We start from the raw sequence: 14,015 nt of genomic DNA, 5'->3' as shown, positions 1-14,015 counted from the left end.
GCGCGGGACACGCTATTCCGTGTCCCGGCATGAGTTAAATTTCCCTGGCATGGCGAATTAACGACAATTAAAAGCCGAGTGATTTAGCGTTATCTTTAGTGACTTCCAGAATTTTATTAAACCGAATAACCTTGTTGTCCATGTCGACATCCGCCTTACCCAGTCCGTCAATCTCAAGATCGGCGGTGACCGGCTGACCGCGCAACAATTGCTCCGCCACCGTCACGACGGCATAACCGGCATCTTTCGGATCCCACAACAGCGCTTTTTTGATATCGCCGCGTATCAGGTAAGGCGCGGCCTGAGACGGCATGGCGATCCCCACCACGGTAATCTTATCGCCGCCGCGTTTCCTGGACAGCGCCTGGCCTGCGCCGATCGGCCCCAGTGAGCCAAAGCCGATAATGCCTTTCATCTGCGGGTAGGTTTTGATCAACTCCTGCGTCGTGGAGAACGATCTGTCGATGCTTTCCGCCACCGGCAAACGCGAAGTGACTTCAAACATCTCCGGGTATTTTTCTTTCTGATATTTAATGGCGTAATCCGCCCAGGCGTTATGCAAGGGGACGGTCAGCGAGCCGACGTAAATGGCGTAGCCGCCCTTGCCGTCCATGCTTTGCGCCAGCTCATCCATATTCGCCTGCGCGTACTTCTCGCTGTCGATGGTTTCAATATCCCACTGGCCGATCTGCTGGTCCGGGGATTCATGCGTCAGCACCACAATGCCTCTGTCTCTGGCCCTCTTCAGCACCGGCTCCAGCACGCTGGCATCGTTTGGCACCACAATAATGGCATTGACGTTCTTGGCGATCAGATCCTCAATCACTTTCACCTGTGCGGCAGGATCCGGGGTGGATGCGCCGGTTTGGTAAGCGTTAACGTTGAGCTTCTGCGCCGCTTCCTTCACGCCCACTTCCATACGGTTAAACCAGGGAATACCGGTGACCTTGGCCACCACGGCGATTTCATATTTTTCCGCGGCGAAAGAAGGGATTGTTGCCAGCATGCAAACAGAAACCGCACATGCCTTAAGTAATGCGAGGTTAGATTTCATAGCTCTACCTTTTCTTCTCTGTAGGGTGGGGGTTTCTCCACCGTTGAAGATTACAAAGAAATGGAAGAGGTTACGTAGCTGAAGTTACATAAATGTGATCAATGAACATTTATGATAAATTATATCACTTATTTGGTTAAATTTGTGTTAAATAAAATGATGGTAGTAATATTACCACTACACCCAGGTCATAAATAAACCAAATACAAACATTAAAATAACATTTATTTAACATATGGCAGGCTATACCGGCCGCTATTTGGCCGCCGACATCCGCGCTACATAAAAATATCTGCCGGAATTGCGTACTCGCTCACTTTCTGCGATGCGGCGACTGTCGGAATGGAAATGACGAGAGGAATCGATACGATTTCTATTATATGACAAAAGGCATAGCTGATAAGCCATGCCTTTTACTGTTTTATTCCGCGATCGGGTTTTACTCTTCTTCTTCTTCATCCCGCAACGGAACGATCAACATATCGATATGTACCGTATTAATCAATTGGCGCGCGGAGGACATGAGTTTGCTCCAGAAATCCTGATGGTGACCGCAGAGCACCAGGTCCATATCGTACTTTTTGATGGCATCAACCAGAATTTGCCCCAAATCGCCGCTGCCGCTCAATGTCTGAGTAATGGGGTAACCGGCGTTCTGAGAAAGCTCAAGCAGCGCATGCTGGGTTTCTTCGGAGATGCGTTGCTGCATATCCCCCAGGTTGACGTCAATAAGCCCGGTATACAGATCGGAGTAATTCACATCGACATGAATCAAAGATACTTTCGCGTTATAGGGTCTGGCCATAGAGACGGCTTTTTCCACTAACACTTTACTTTCCGGAGAAAGGTCAACAGCAATAAGGATATGTTTGTAAGCCATAATAAGACTCCTTCCGTAAAGGCTAAGATTAGGTCAGCAGATTTTCTGCTGCCAATCTGATACTTAATAGCGATTTATAGGATAGCACCTTGCCGCGCCACGGTATGTTCAGCAGATCACAACGATATATTTTAACAAAACGGCATAGGAAATAATCAGATCCTTGGGTAGCTAACATCTTGATTCTTCCATTAAAGACCTATTTTCAATCCTGTCAATATTATGGGGTAGTTTAGTAGAAAGCCCTTACATTTACCGCAAAGATGCCGTGTTTATGCTTCAAATAAGCGCACTAAGGCAGAGAAAGTCGTCTAATGCGTCGATTTTTCTGTAGCTGTAGAAAAAAGAGACATTCCTCTTCTACAATAAAAGCGAGGGGAGCGGCCTGTCTGACCCTCTCAGGGGAGAAATAACAATGGGGTTAACCGTGATGCGTTAGTCGTCCGGTCACACGATAAAATCACGTGAAGAACGTGTGGCATAAATATTCGCAGAAGTGCCGTGGGTTTATACCAGGGTCGCTGACGAATATGACTCTTACCGGGAGGGAAGCATGATCAGTACATTTGCGCTTTTCTGGGCTTTATGTGTTGTCTGCATCATCAATATGGCGCGATATTATTCCTCATTACGTGTATTACTTCTGGTATTACGTGATTGCGATCCGTTGCTTTATCAGTACGTGGATGGCGGAGGATTCTTCACATCACATGGTCAGCCAAGCAAACAAATCAGATTGGTGCGCTATATTTACGCGCAGCGTTATCTTGAGCACCACGATCCTGAATTTGTGCGCCGCTGCGAAAGGGTACGGGGGCAATTTCTGCTGACTACCGCGTTGTGTGGATTAGTGGTTATCAGCCTGATAGCGATGATGATTTGGTATTGAAAAAATGAACTGTTATCGACAATAAAAAGGCGATCCGTTAAGAATCGCCTTTTTTTATGCCGCCGGCTTCCCGCCTGAACGGGAACGACGCCGACGGTCTTAATCAACCGCCTCGCCCATCGCTAGATCAGCTTTAACGCCAGCCAATACAGCGAACCCGACAAGACCAACGAAACCGGCAACGTCAGTACCCAGGCCAGCAGGATATTTTTCACCGTTTTCCCCTGAACGCCGCCGCCATCGACGATCATCGTCCCGGCTACCGCGGACGACAACACGTGAGTGGTGGATACCGGCATCCCGGTATAGCTGGCGACGCCTATCGACAAGGCGGCGGTGGCCTGCGCCGAGACGCCCTGCGCGTAAGTCATTCCGCGCTTGCCGATCTTCTCGCCGATGGTGGTCGCCACGCGCTTCCAGCCCACCATGGTACCCAGTGACAGCGCCAGCGCGACGGCGATGATGATCCAAATCGGCGCATATTCGACGGTCTGCAACAGATCCTTACGCAGATTGCTCAGATAACGTTTGTCATCAGCCTCGGTTTCCGGCAGCTTGATAATCCGATCCATGGTATCGGCAATGCACATCAGCAACCGGCGCACCTTGCCGCGATCGTCCGCAGTTAACTGCTCGTAGCTTTTCAGGTTATTGAGCAGGCTCTGAGTCTGATCGATAGCCACCATGACGCGGGAGCTATCGCAGTAGAATTCCGTCGCGCCGCTCTCATCGGCCGGAATGGTTTTTTCCTCCGTCGGAATCAGCGGCGGCGACAGATCAATAACATGTCCCAGCGCGGCGCCATGCTGATGATAATATTCCTGTAGGTTAACCACTGAATCGCGGGTACGGCTAATGTCATAGCCGGACGCATTCATATTGACGATAAATCCGGCCGGCGCCACGCCGATCAAGACCAGCATAATCAGACCGATGCCTTTCTGACCGTCGTTGGCGCCGTGTGAAAAGCTGACCCCGATAGCCGATAAAATCAGCGCGGTGCGCGTCCAGAACGGCGGCTTGCGTTTGCCATCCTGCTTTTCACGATCGTTTGGCGTAAGGTGTACGCGTTTACGTTTTTTACTGCTATTCCAGAAACGACGTAATAAAAACACCATCACGCCCGCAATAACCATCCCCGCGATCGGCGACAGGATTAACGACAGGAAAATGCTGACCATTTTGGGAATATTGAGCGCATCCACCACAGAGGTATCCGTCAATAAGGCATTGGTCAGACCGATACCGATGATGGCGCCAATCAGCGTGTGCGAGCTCGAAGCGGGGAGCCCGAAATACCAGGTGCCGAGGTTCCAGATAATGGCGGCCAGCAGCATGGAAAAGACCATCGCCAGACCATGCGCCGAACTGACATTCAGCAATAAATCGGTAGGGAGCAGGTGAACGATGGCGTAAGCAACGCTTAGCCCGCCCAGCAACACGCCCAGAAAGTTAAAGATGCCCGCCATGACGACAGCGAACTGCGCTTTCATTGCGCGAGTATAAATAACGGTAGCGACGGCATTGGCCGTATCGTGAAAGCCATTAATAGCTTCATAGAACAATACAAACAACAAAGCCAGTATCAACATCAGGCCGGTGTAGTAATCCAGTCCGGCAAATAAATGTAGCATAAGCGTTAGGCCATTTAGTGGTCATGAACGCGGCGCATTATCCGCGACAAGCGGGGGCGGGGAAAAGAGAAAAATGACATTTTTTTGACTTGGTTTGCCACGGCGCATAGCAGACCTGATACTTAATCGATAAAAATCATATAGTTATAGTTTTTTACCAAATAACGTAAATTGTTACGCTAGTATCTGACGGAAACGGACACTACAATTTGCCGCCCTGAAGACGCTCAGCGCGCCCTATTTCAGGCTAAAGATCACGCAAAACCCCAATCGGAGAAATCATTGTGGAACAGTTTGACGTTGTCATCATCGGCGCCGGCGCGGCGGGATTATTCTGTGCCGCACAGGCCGGACAGCGTGGGTTACGCGTTCTGTTGCTCGACAATGGTAAAAAACCCGGCCGTAAAATCCTGATGTCCGGCGGGGGGCGCTGCAACTTTACCAATATGTATGCCGAGCCTGCGGCCTACCTCTCTCAAAATCCCCACTTCTGCAAGTCCGCGCTGGCGCGATATACCCAATGGGATTTCATCAGCCTGGTGAACAGCCACCATATCGCCTACCACGAAAAAACCCTCGGTCAGCTATTTTGCGACGACTCGGCCCAACAGATCGTCGATATGTTGGTGCAAGAATGCGAGCAGGCTAACGTCACGATCCGCTTACGCAGCGAAGTGACCGCGGTGGAAAAAGCGGGCGACGCGTTTATCCTGCAATTAGCCAACGGCGTCGCGCTGCATAGCGCCGCGTTGGTGATCGCCAGCGGCGGCCTGTCCATGCCGGGTCTGGGCGCGACGCCTTTCGGTTATCAAATCGCCCGCCAGTTTGGGCTAAACGTGCTGCCCACGCGCGCCGCGCTGGTACCCTTCACCCTGCATAAGCCGTTGCTGGCGCATTTGCAGACGCTCTCCGGCGTTTCGGTACCGGCGGCAATCGCCGCGGAAAATGGCGTAACATTTCGCGAAAATATTCTGTTTACCCACCGGGGGCTTTCCGGCCCGGCGGTGCTGCAACTTTCCAGCTATTGGCAGGCCGGCGAATTCGTCACCATCAATTTACTGCCGGATCGGGATATTGCGACGCTGATTAATGATGAACGATCGGCTCACCCCAACCAGAGCCTGAAAAACACGCTGGCGCAGTGGCTTCCCAAACGGCTGGTCGAGTGCCTGCAAACCCTGGGACAGGTGCCGGATGTCACGTTAAAACAGCTTAACGGCGCGCAACAACAGCAACTCGAGCAGAGCTTGGGACAATGGCGGGTTCAGCCCAACGGCACCGAAGGTTACCGCACCGCGGAGGTCACCCTGGGCGGCGTGGATACCCGGGAACTGTCGTCAAAAACCATGGAGGCCGCTAAAGTGCCGGGACTGTACTTTATCGGCGAAGTGGTTGATGTGACCGGGTGGCTGGGCGGCTACAATTTTCAGTGGGCCTGGAGTTCAGCCTGGGCCTGCGCGCAGGCGCTGCCTTACGCGAAACAGAACCGTTAAGGGTTAAATCCCATCGCCGCGGCGGGAAAGGAGGAGATTTTACAGCAGCGACTTATTTGCATCGCACAATAAATAAGCAGTAAAAACAACTAATTTTACTGCTTATGCAGGCTTGCCAGCGCTGGCGACTCACGTATCCTCATCCAAGGTATTGGATCCGCGACAAAGGAGATGCGGATGATTTCCAGACATGGCAAGAAGCATAAACGTCATTGGCCGCTATTACTGACGGCGAGCGCACCGCTACTGCTTGGGTTGCTGTTTACCTTTGTTGAATCCCGGATAATGGTAAAACGAGACCTGGAATCGACGGCGCAAATCATTATGTTTCATGCCGATCACATCGCCGCCCAGGCATGGTCGATGGTGGACGAACTGGATCATTTAGCCGGTCAGCCTTGCAGCGCAATTCGTACTGACCTGCAACAGCTTGGCGCGGTATTCTCCTATTTTCGCGTGCTGGGCGTAACGCGCGACGCCAGGGTTTACTGTTCGTCGACGCCTCGCGATATCTCAATGCCGACGGACATCGCGCTGCAACGACTCATGCCGACGCCTGCGCCTGAACGATGGAGTCAGTCCATTAGAGGCGTCGCCAACGTAAAAGACCGGCCGGCGGTCGTCTTCGCGCAAACGCAGCCCCGAGGCTATGGATCTTATGTCGTCGTTGATGCCCGGCATTTCATTGATCTGATGCGCGCCGTCGGTCAGATGCGCAAATATCTGCTGACGCTGACCGTCAACAAGGGGCATCCCATTCAGGTTGGTCAGCCCTTCTCTCCCGCATCGGGTATCTTTCCCACCATGGAGTTGGTTCTCAAATCAAATCAGTATCCGATCGCCATACGCGTAATGGCGCCGGCATCGGAATCAATAAAAATTTGGCAAAAAACGAGCGTGACCTTCCTCCCGCTCGCCGTCATGTTGTCACTGATTTTCACCGTCATCTTATGGCGCAGACAAAAACGCAAGCGCCAGCGGCGGGATGAAATTTCCCGGGGAATTGTCAAAGGCGAGTTTTCCGTCTATTACCAGCCGGTGTATAACGTCAGGTTACAGAAATGCATCGGCGTTGAAGCGCTGCTGCGCTGGCGGCGCAACAACGGACAATGGATCAAGCCTGACGTCTTTATTGCGAGCGCCGAAACGGAAGGCATGATTATCCCCCTCACCCGACATCTGTTCGATCTCGTCGCGTCGGACATCGCAGGCTGGAAGGTCACGCCGGGATTCCATCTTTCCCTCAATGTGGCCGCGGAACATTTACAGCATCCGGATTTCGTCTCGGATGTCCGCGATTTCGCTCAAAGGATTGCGGCGCATCGGTTAAACATCACGCTGGAGCTGACGGAACGCACGCTGATCGACAACGGCCCGGAGGTGATACAGCGCCTGCATCAGTTGCGCGAGGACGGACTCACGATATCCATTGATGATTTCGGCACCGGTCATTGCTCCCTCTCCTACCTGCAAAACTTCCCGTTGGATTTTCTGAAAATCGATCGGGGATTCATCCGCGCCCTCTCATCACCGGATGAAGAAGCGCCGATTCTTGACGCCATCATCAGCCTGAGCCATCGAATGAAACTGGGAATGGTGGCGGAAGGCGTCGAAACCACCGAGCAATTGGCTTATCTGAAACAACGCGGCGTTATTTGCATGCAGGGATTTCTTTATGCCAAACCCATGAGCAGCGAATCCTTCATCGTCTGGTTTCATTACAACCGCGACAGGTTGCCGGAGCGCGTTTTACTCAAAAAGGACGCATAAACTGAGGGGAGCCGATAGAGCAATGTCTACCGGCTACGGTTTATACATTCGGGGGATCAGAAGCGATAACCAACGCCAATATTGAACCCGTCGGCGCGCGTATCGTAAATTTTCGTCCCTTCATAACCCGCGTCGATCACCCAGTTATCCGTCGGCGCGATTTGAACGCCGAAGCCATAGGCAAAACTGGACTTATTTTCGCTACCAGAACGGCGGGAGACGATGTCGCCCTCTTCCCAACTGGATTTACCATAACCAATCCCCGCCAAACCATAGATGCTGACGATATCGTTAAAACGATAAGACGGACCGGCCATCAGTGAATAGTATTTAAACTTATAATGATCGTTGAGTGAGTTCTGATAATACTCCGTCTCTTTTGCACTGACATACGTGAAAGAGCCGATAATACCGAGGGCGGAATCACCCTGATAATGGTACTTGGCCGTAATGCCTTTCAGGTCTTTAAAATCGTCAACCTTCGCTTGCGCATAGCCTAATGATACCGTCTGAGCTGCATTGGCAACCGACATTCCCATACCGCAAGCAACCAGAGCGGAAAACAACAACGCCGTTTTTTTCATCATCGATGACATCTTCCATGTTTGAACCATAGTGAACAACACAATGCGCCAACCAGGTAATAGTTGCGCATCGCACCTATTTTCTCCGCGTATAAAATCGCATTTAATAACAATTTCGTAAAGATGCTTACGTTTAGATTGCGATAAAAATACAGAAAAACAAATGCGTTAGTAAACAAATGGATAGATAAAAACGAACACATAACGACCAACAAAAGCGCGGCTTTTGAGACGTTTCTTACGCTTGAAAAGCTGAAATCGACGCAATGGAAGACTGAACGCGAAAAACAGGGGAAAGACGTGAGGAAAAACGAAGAAAGGGAAATTGGTCGGTGAGAGAGGATTCGAACCTCCGACCCCTTCGTCCCGAACGAAGTGCGCTACCAGGCTGCGCCACTCACCGAATGCGGGCGCATATTACTGCTACCCTATTGAAGCGTCAATCTCTTTTTAGCAAAACGATTATAGCTGGCGGTAAAGTATCCAGTCGCCGCGCGATCCCCCTTATTCCCGCCCAGTCCATGCTGAAATGTCAGGAAAACGCGCTGGATGCGGAACCGGCGAACAAGACTTGAACGATACCATCTGTGACGCTAAGGTACTCACCCGTTATAACGCCTGGTTTCCTTATGATCACTATCGCTCTCATTGACGATCATCTTATCGTTCGTTCCGGTTTCGCCCAACTGCTGGCGCTTGAGCCGGATATGCAGGTTGTCGGCGAATTCGGCTCCGGCCGTGAGGCGTTAGCCGGTCTGCCGGGACGCGCGGTGCAAGTTTGCATATGCGATATCTCCATGCCGGACATTTCCGGCCTTGAACTGTTAAGCCAACTGCCGAAAGGCATGGCGGTGGTGATGCTGTCGGTTCACGATAGCCCGGCGCTGATTGAACAAGCGTTAAATGCCGGCGCGCGCGGATTTCTCTCCAAACGTTGCAGCCCCGATGAACTGATCGCCGCCGTGCGGACGGTGTCGACGGGCGGTTGCTACCTCACGCCGGATGTGGCGCTGAAGCTTGCCTCCTCGCGGCAGGATCCCCTGACCCGCCGCGAACGCCAGGTGGCGGAAAAACTCGCGCAGGGGATGGCGGTAAAAGAGATTGCCGCCGAACTGGGGTTATCGCCTAAAACGGTACACGTTCATCGCGCCAACCTGATGGAAAAACTCGGCATCAGTAATGATGTGGAGCTGGCCCGTCGACTGTTTGCCGATTGGTAATGCGTCTGATGCTTACCCGGTTGATCGCGTTTGTCGCCAGCTTTTTTATCTTCTCCGCCGCATGGTTCTGTCTGTGGGGCATCAGTCTGCATCTGGTGGAACGACCGGAGCTGGCCGCATTGCTGTTCCCGTTTGGTTTACGCCTGGGGTTGATGCTGCAATGTCCGCGCAGTTACTGGCCGGTATTGCAGGGCAGCGAATGGCTGCTGCTGATTTGGCTGGCGCAGGAAGTCGCCCTGCTTCATCTGCCATTATTGATGATCGGCAGTCTGCTGTCGCTGCTGCCCGTCGCGTTGGTCAGCCGCCAGCGTCGTCACAATGATTGGCATACCCTGTTGTTACAGGGGGGCGCGCTGATCGCGGCCGCGCTGTTGCAATCGCTGCCCTGGCTCGGCGACGGAGAAAACGCGCTGACCGTGCTGCTGTTGACGCTGACCGGCGGACTGACGCTGGCGCCCACCTGTCTGGTTATCTGGCATTACCTTACCAGCGCCACCTGGCTGCCGCTCGGGCCGGCGCTGGTTTCGCAACCGGTCAACTGGCGTACCCGGCACCTGCTGTGGTATCTGCTGCTGTTTGCGGTCAGCCTGTGGCTACAACTGGGGCTGCCGAACGAACTGGCGCGCTTTACGCCGTTTTGCCTGGCGCTGCCGATTATCGCCCTCGCCTGGCATTACGGCTGGCAAGGGGCGCTCATCGCCACGCTGATGAACGCCATCGCCCTGATCGCCAGTCAAACCTGGCACGACCAGACCGTGGATTTACTGCTCTCGTTGCTGGCGCAGAGCCTGACGGGACTCTTGCTGGGAGCGGGGATCCAGCGGCTGAGGGAACTAAACCTGTCGCTGCAAAACCAGTTGGCCCGCAACCATCGCCTCGCCGAGCGACTGCTGGAAACCGAAGAGAGCGTACGCCGGGAAGTGGCGCGCGAACTGCACGACGACATCGGCCAGACCATTACCGCAATTCGCACGCAGGCCGGAATCCTTCAGCGCCTGGCGCCGGAAAATCGCGGCGTAAAGCAAAGCGGCGCGTTAATTGAAACGCTGTCTCTCGGCGTGTATGACTCGGTGCGTCGTCTGCTGGGCCGCCTGCGGCCGCGTCAGTTGGACGATCTTTCTCTTGAGCAGGCGATGCGTTCGCTGACGCGCGAAATGGAGCTGGAAGCGCGCGGCATCGTCAGCCGCCTTAGCTGGCAAATCGACGAAACGCAGCTCAGTGAAAGCCAGCGCGTCACGCTGTTTCGCGTCTGTCAGGAAGGGCTGAACAACATCGTCAAACACGCCAATGCCCATACGGTCACGCTGCAATGCTGGCGTCAAGACAACCAATTGATGTTGGTGATTGAAGACGACGGCTGCGGGCTGCCGCCGAACTCAGGGCAGTTGGGCCTGGGCCTGACCGGCATGCGCGAACGGGTATCGGCCCTCGGCGGTTCGCTGAGTATTTCCTGCACCCGCGGAACCCGCGTCACCGTCAGTTTGCCGCTGCGTAATCAATAAGGATCGTCATGTTTGGTTTTCTGAAAATTCCCCCCAGCATCCCGCCGCTTGCCGACCGGCAAACCATTGACGATACCTATCGCTACTGGCGGCGACATATCCTGCTCTCCATCTATCTGGGCTATGCGTTGTTTTACTTCACGCGTAAAAGTTTCAACGCGGCGGCGCCGGAAATTCTCGCGAACGACATTCTGACGCGCTCCGACATCGGCCTGCTCGCCACGCTGTTTTACGTCACCTACGGATTGTCGAAATTCTTTTCCGGCATCGTCAGCGACCAGTCCAACGCCCGCTACTTTATGGGGCTGGGGCTGATTGCCAGCGGCGTGGTGAACATCCTGTTCGGCTTTTCATCGTCGCTATGGGTGTTTGCTCTACTGTGGGGCGCCAATGCCTTCTTTCAGGGGTGGGGCTCGCCGGTATGCGCGCGCTTACTCACCACCTGGTACTCGCGTACCGAACGCGGCGGCTGGTGGGCGCTGTGGAATACCGCGCATAACGTGGGCGGCGCCTTGATCCCCATGGTGGTGGGGGCGGCGGCGCTGCACTACGGCTGGCGCGCCGGGCTGATTATCGCCGGCGGGCTGGCGATACTGGTGGGGCTGTTTTTATGCTGGCGACTGCGCGATCGTCCGCAAACCCTGGGGTTGCCCAGCGTGGGCGAGTGGCGCCGCGATGCGTTGGAGATTGCGCAACAGCAGGAGGGCGTAGGGCTGTCGCACCGGGAAATTTTGCATAAGTATGTACTCACCAACCCTTATATCTGGCTGCTGGCGCTCTGCTATGTGTTGGTTTACGTGGTGCGGGCCGCCATCAACGATTGGGGCAATCTGTATATGTCGGAAACCCTCGGCGTGAACCTGGTGACAGCCAATTCGGCGGTCACCATGTTCGAACTGGGCGGATTTATCGGCGCGCTGGTCGCCGGCTGGGGATCGGACAAACTGTTCAACGGCAACCGCGGACCGATGAACCTGATCTTCGCCGCCGGCATCCTGCTGTCCGTCGGCTCGCTGTGGCTGATGCCGTTCGCCAGCTATGTCATGCAGGCGGCCTGCTTCTTTACCACGGGATTTTTTGTTTTTGGCCCGCAAATGCTGATTGGCATGGCGGCGGCGGAATGCTCGCACAAAGACGCGGCGGGCGCGGCGACCGGTTTCGTCGGACTCTTTGCCTATCTGGGGGCGTCGCTTTCCGGTTGGCCGCTGGCGCAGATTATGGATATCTGGCACTGGACCGGTTTCTTTGCGGTGATTGCCGTCGCGGCGGGCGTTTCCGCCCTGCTGCTGTTGCCGTTTTTAAATGCGCAAGCTCCGCGCGACAAGACGCAAAAAATGTCCTTTTGACGTCGCGCCAGCGACGGCCCGTCAGGGACGGCGGGGTGCAAAACCTCGCGGAAGCGTGACCTGCTTCACTCTTTTTTACCTAAAAGGCCAAAACCGAGAAAAATTCTTAGTTTTGTCGGGATGATGTCTTAAGCCGGTTCCGGCCCTGATTTCTTACAATGCAGCCATTTTCCAGCGTTTGCAAGTAAGAGGAGACACCATGCTGGCCTTTCTTAATCAGGTGCGCAAGCCGACCCTGAATCTGCCGATCGAAACACGGCGCAAAATGTGGTTCAAACCCTTTATGCAATCCTATCTGGTGGTCTTTATCGGCTACCTGACCATGTACCTGATCCGCAAGAACTTTAACATTGCTCAGAATGACATGATCTCAACCTACGGTTTGAGCATGACGCAACTGGGGATGATCGGTCTGGGATTCTCCATTACCTACGGCGTGGGGAAAACGCTGGTCTCCTACTATGCCGATGGCAAAAACACCAAGCAGTTCCTGCCGTTTATGCTGATCCTGTCCAGTATCTGTATGCTTGGCTTCAGCGCCAGTATGGGATCCGGCTCCGTCAGCCTGTTTCTGATGATCGCCTTCTACGCGCTGAGCGGGTTCTTCCAAAGTACCGGCGGGTCGTGCAGCTACTCCACCATCACCAAATGGACGCCGCGCCGCAAACGCGGAACCTATCTGGGACTGTGGAATATCTCCCATAATCTGGGCGGCGCGGGCGCGGCGGGCGTGGCGTTGTTCGGCGCCAACTATGTATTCGACGGCCACGTCATCGGCATGTTCATCGTACCGTCCGTTATCGCGCTGATTATCGGCTTTATCGGTCTGCGCTATGGCAGCGACTCGCCGGAGGCTTACGGTCTGGGTAAAGCGGAAGAGCTGTTCGGCGAAGAAATCAGCGATGAAGATAAAGAAACCGAAGACAGTTCGATGACCAAATGGCAGATTTTTGTCGAGTACGTGCTGAAGAACAAAGTCATCTGGTTGCTGTGTTTCTCCAACGTCTTCCTGTATGTGGTGCGTATCGGTATCGATCAATGGTCCACGGTATACGCCTTCCAGGAGCTAAAACTATCGAAAGAGGTTGCGATTCAGGGCTTTACCCTGTTTGAAGCCGGTGCGTTGGTCGGTACGCTGCTGTGGGGCTATCTCTCCGACCTGGCTAATGGCCGTCGCGCGCTGGTTGCCTGTATCGCGCTGGCGCTGATCATCGCCACCCTGGGCATCTACCAGCATGCCGGCAATGCGTATGTTTATCTCGCCTCGTTATTCGCACTCGGCTTCCTGGTGTTTGGTCCGCAACTGCTGATTGGCGTCGCCGCCGTGGGCTTTGTACCGAAAAAAGCCATCGGCGCGGCCGACGGCATTAAAGGCACCTTTGCCTACCTGATTGGCGATAGCTTCGCAAAACTGGGACTGGGGATGATTGCCGACGGTACGCCGATTTTCGGTCTGACCGGTTGGGCGGGCACCTTCGCCGCGCTGGATACCGCCGCCATCTGCTGTATCTGCCTGATGGCGATGGTTGCAGTGATGGAAGAACGTAAAATCCGCCGCGAAAATCGTATCCGCAAACAGAAAACCGCGTAACCGGCTGATAACAGAATCAGCCGAGGTTGACGACAAACCTTCCCAACCCCGT

The 14,015-nt window shown here is 54.0% G+C and carries 11 protein-coding genes and 1 tRNA gene; 7 read left to right on the top strand and 5 right to left on the bottom strand.

The features are described 5' to 3' along the window. Window positions 1-67: 67 nt before the first annotated feature. Both ABRZ28_RS21270 and uspA read right to left on the bottom strand, forming a co-directional pair. Complete coding sequence (locus ABRZ28_RS21270) at window positions 68-1,054, bottom strand: autoinducer 2 ABC transporter substrate-binding protein (RefSeq protein WP_330521461.1); 987 nt, start codon at window positions 1,052-1,054, stop codon at window positions 68-70. A gap of 439 nt (window positions 1,055-1,493) precedes the next feature. Then, window positions 1,494-1,934: a universal stress protein UspA gene (gene uspA, locus ABRZ28_RS21265; protein ID WP_319605602.1), complete on the bottom strand. Its 441-nt coding sequence runs from the start codon at window positions 1,932-1,934 to the stop codon at window positions 1,494-1,496. A gap of 553 nt (window positions 1,935-2,487) precedes the next feature. Between uspA and uspB the strand changes: the two genes are divergently transcribed. Next, complete coding sequence (gene uspB, locus ABRZ28_RS21260; RefSeq protein ID WP_319605601.1) at window positions 2,488-2,823, top strand: universal stress protein UspB; 336 nt, start codon at window positions 2,488-2,490, stop codon at window positions 2,821-2,823. A gap of 122 nt (window positions 2,824-2,945) precedes the next feature. On the opposite strand, the gene pitA is transcribed toward uspB, so the two are convergent. Then, complete coding sequence (pitA, locus tag ABRZ28_RS21255) at window positions 2,946-4,457, bottom strand: inorganic phosphate transporter PitA (protein ID WP_319605600.1); 1,512 nt, start codon at window positions 4,455-4,457, stop codon at window positions 2,946-2,948. Between the two features lie 284 nt (window positions 4,458-4,741). Here pitA and ABRZ28_RS21250 point away from each other — a divergent pair, with 284 nt between their 5' ends. Together ABRZ28_RS21250 and ABRZ28_RS21245 are read left to right on the top strand one after the other, a co-directional pair. Next, entirely contained in the window at window positions 4,742-5,950 is a 1,209-nt protein-coding gene (locus ABRZ28_RS21250; protein ID WP_330521460.1) for a BaiN/RdsA family NAD(P)/FAD-dependent oxidoreductase, read from the top strand. Between the two features lie 177 nt (window positions 5,951-6,127). After that, window positions 6,128-7,720 (top strand): EAL domain-containing protein, encoded by a 1,593-nt coding sequence (locus ABRZ28_RS21245; protein ID WP_330521459.1) that lies wholly within the window; start codon window positions 6,128-6,130, stop codon window positions 7,718-7,720. 56 nt (window positions 7,721-7,776) lie between these two features. Here the strand turns inward: ABRZ28_RS21245 and ABRZ28_RS21240 are convergent, their stop codons facing one another. Then, the gene (locus ABRZ28_RS21240; RefSeq protein ID WP_330521458.1) at window positions 7,777-8,307 is read right to left on the bottom strand and encodes an Ail/Lom family outer membrane beta-barrel protein; all 531 of its coding nucleotides are present in this window, start codon (window positions 8,305-8,307) and stop codon (window positions 7,777-7,779) included. Between the two features lie 323 nt (window positions 8,308-8,630). After that, window positions 8,631-8,707, bottom strand: a tRNA-Pro gene (locus tag ABRZ28_RS21235). A gap of 226 nt (window positions 8,708-8,933) precedes the next feature. Here ABRZ28_RS21235 and uhpA point away from each other — a divergent pair. The 4 genes from uhpA (at window position 8,934) to uhpT (ending at window position 13,963) form a co-directional block, all read left to right on the top strand. Beyond that, window positions 8,934-9,524: a response regulator transcription factor UhpA gene (uhpA, locus tag ABRZ28_RS21230; protein WP_319605596.1), complete on the top strand. Its 591-nt coding sequence runs from the start codon at window positions 8,934-8,936 to the stop codon at window positions 9,522-9,524. Next, on the top strand, window positions 9,524-11,026 hold the full coding sequence (gene uhpB / locus ABRZ28_RS21225) for a signal transduction histidine-protein kinase/phosphatase UhpB (RefSeq protein ID WP_330521457.1): 1,503 nt from the start codon (window positions 9,524-9,526) through the stop codon (window positions 11,024-11,026). Before uhpA ends, uhpB begins: the two co-directional genes overlap by 1 nt. Window positions 11,027-11,034: 8 nt before the next feature. Next, the gene (locus ABRZ28_RS21220; protein ID WP_330521455.1) at window positions 11,035-12,372 is read left to right on the top strand and encodes an MFS transporter; all 1,338 of its coding nucleotides are present in this window, start codon (window positions 11,035-11,037) and stop codon (window positions 12,370-12,372) included. A gap of 199 nt (window positions 12,373-12,571) precedes the next feature. Continuing rightward, window positions 12,572-13,963 (top strand): hexose-6-phosphate:phosphate antiporter UhpT, encoded by a 1,392-nt coding sequence (gene uhpT / locus ABRZ28_RS21215; RefSeq protein WP_319605593.1) that lies wholly within the window; start codon window positions 12,572-12,574, stop codon window positions 13,961-13,963. Window positions 13,964-14,015: the final 52 nt, after the last annotated feature.

The organism is Brenneria sp. g21c3 (assembly GCF_040240345.1).
Lineage (GTDB): Bacteria > Pseudomonadota > Gammaproteobacteria > Enterobacterales > Enterobacteriaceae > Brenneria.
The sequence above is the reverse complement of the archived record's forward strand: the minus strand, read 5'-3'. Positions and strand labels throughout refer to the sequence as shown.

Excerpts from the sequence above, each read along its gene's own strand:
- ABRZ28_RS21270 (WP_330521461.1), bottom strand. The coding sequence starts at position 1,054 with ATGAAATCTAACCTCGCATTACTTAAGGCATGTGCGGTTTCTGTTTGC.
- uspA (WP_319605602.1), bottom strand. The coding sequence starts at position 1,934 with ATGGCTTACAAACATATCCTTATTGCTGTTGACCTTTCTCCGGAAAGT.
- uspB (WP_319605601.1), top strand. The coding sequence starts at position 2,488 with ATGATCAGTACATTTGCGCTTTTCTGGGCTTTATGTGTTGTCTGCATC.
- pitA (WP_319605600.1), bottom strand. The coding sequence starts at position 4,457 with ATGCTACATTTATTTGCCGGACTGGATTACTACACCGGCCTGATGTTG.
- ABRZ28_RS21245 (WP_330521459.1), top strand. The coding sequence starts at position 6,128 with ATGATTTCCAGACATGGCAAGAAGCATAAACGTCATTGGCCGCTATTA.
- ABRZ28_RS21240 (WP_330521458.1), bottom strand. The coding sequence starts at position 8,307 with ATGATGAAAAAAACGGCGTTGTTGTTTTCCGCTCTGGTTGCTTGCGGT.
- uhpA (WP_319605596.1), top strand. The coding sequence starts at position 8,934 with ATGATCACTATCGCTCTCATTGACGATCATCTTATCGTTCGTTCCGGT.
- uhpB (WP_330521457.1), top strand. The coding sequence starts at position 9,524 with ATGCGTCTGATGCTTACCCGGTTGATCGCGTTTGTCGCCAGCTTTTTT.
- ABRZ28_RS21220 (WP_330521455.1), top strand. The coding sequence starts at position 11,035 with ATGTTTGGTTTTCTGAAAATTCCCCCCAGCATCCCGCCGCTTGCCGAC.
- uhpT (WP_319605593.1), top strand. The coding sequence starts at position 12,572 with ATGCTGGCCTTTCTTAATCAGGTGCGCAAGCCGACCCTGAATCTGCCG.